The sequence below is a fragment of the Nocardia sp. NPDC059236 genome, assembly GCF_042754085.1.
In the GTDB taxonomy this organism is placed as follows: Bacteria; Actinomycetota; Actinomycetes; order Mycobacteriales; family Mycobacteriaceae; genus Nocardia.
The window spans coordinates 1-1,191 of sequence record NZ_JBHZAF010000095.1 but is presented as its reverse complement, the minus strand read 5'-3'; the positions used below and the strand labels follow the sequence as shown (position 1 = coordinate 1,191).

The following is a 1,191-nucleotide window of genomic DNA, read 5'->3' as shown; positions in this document are numbered from 1 at the left end:
CCTTCTGCCAGGACTTCTCGTCCTGAACCGGCTCGTCCAGGAAGAGGAAGTCGACGTTGTCGGTGATGTCCGCCAGGACCGTGAGCCGGGTCTGGGCCAGCGGGGCCAGCTCCTCGAAGGCCTGCTGGGAGAAGTTCGCCTCGTCCCAGGGGGCGTGCGGCGCCTTCAGCCACGGCTCGCAGGCGGCGATGAAGTCCTTCAGCGGCATCTCGCGCAGGTGCGTGGCGTTGATGGCCTCGCACTTCTTCAGGTCGAAGCGCGCCGGGTTGGAGTTGACCTCGTGGATGTCGAAGGCGGCGACCATCTCGTCCATCGAGAAGATGTCCCGGTCCTCGGCGATCGACCAGCCGAGGAGCGAGAGGTAGTTGAGCAGGCCCTCGGGAAGGAAGCCGCGCTCGCGGTAGAGGTTGAGGGAGGACTGCGGATCGCGCTTGGAGAGCTTCTTGTTGCCCTCCCCCATCACATACGGCAGGTGCCCGAACTGTGGGACGCGCTGGGCGACACCCAGCTCCATCAGCGCCTTGTACAGCGCGATCTGACGCGGGGTGGAGGAGAGCAGATCCTCGCCGCGCAGCACGTGCGTGATGTCCATCAGCGCGTCGTCGACCGGGTTGACCAGCGTGTACAGCGGTGCGCCGTTGGTGCGCAGGATGCCGTAGTCGGTGACGTTCTCCGGCTGGAAGGTGATCTCACCGCGCACCAGGTCGGTGAAGGTGATCGGCTCGTCCGGCATCCGGAAGCGGACGACGTGGCTGCGGCCCTCGGCCTCGTAGGCGGCGATCTGCTCGCCGGTCAGCTCCCGGCAGCGGCCGTCGTAGCCGGAGGGACGGCCCTCCTTGCGGGCCTGCTCGCGGCGCTGCTCCAGCTCTTCGGCGGTGCAGTAGCAGGGGTAGGCGTAGCCGCCGTCCAGCAGTTTGCGTGCGACGTCCGCGTAGATGTCCGTCCGCTGGGACTGGCGGTAGGGCGCGTGCGGGCCGCCCACCTCAGGCCCCTCGTCCCAGTCGAGGCCCAGCCAGCGCATCGCGTCCAGCAGCTGCTCGTAGGACTCCTCCGAGTCGCGCGCCGCGTCGGTGTCCTCGATGCGGAAGACCAGGGTGCCGCCGGTGTGCCGGGCGTACGCCCAGTTGAACAGGGCGGTACGGACCAGACCCACATGGGGGTTACCGGTCGGGGAGGGACAGAAACGTACGC

Annotated in this window: 1 protein-coding gene; it reads right to left on the bottom strand. The window is 68.1% G+C overall.

What is annotated here, in order from left to right; translation table 11 throughout:
- On the bottom strand, positions 1 to 1,191 hold a 1,191-nt coding region (gene gltX / locus ACFXIV_RS48135), incomplete at both ends, for a glutamate--tRNA ligase (protein WP_379421566.1).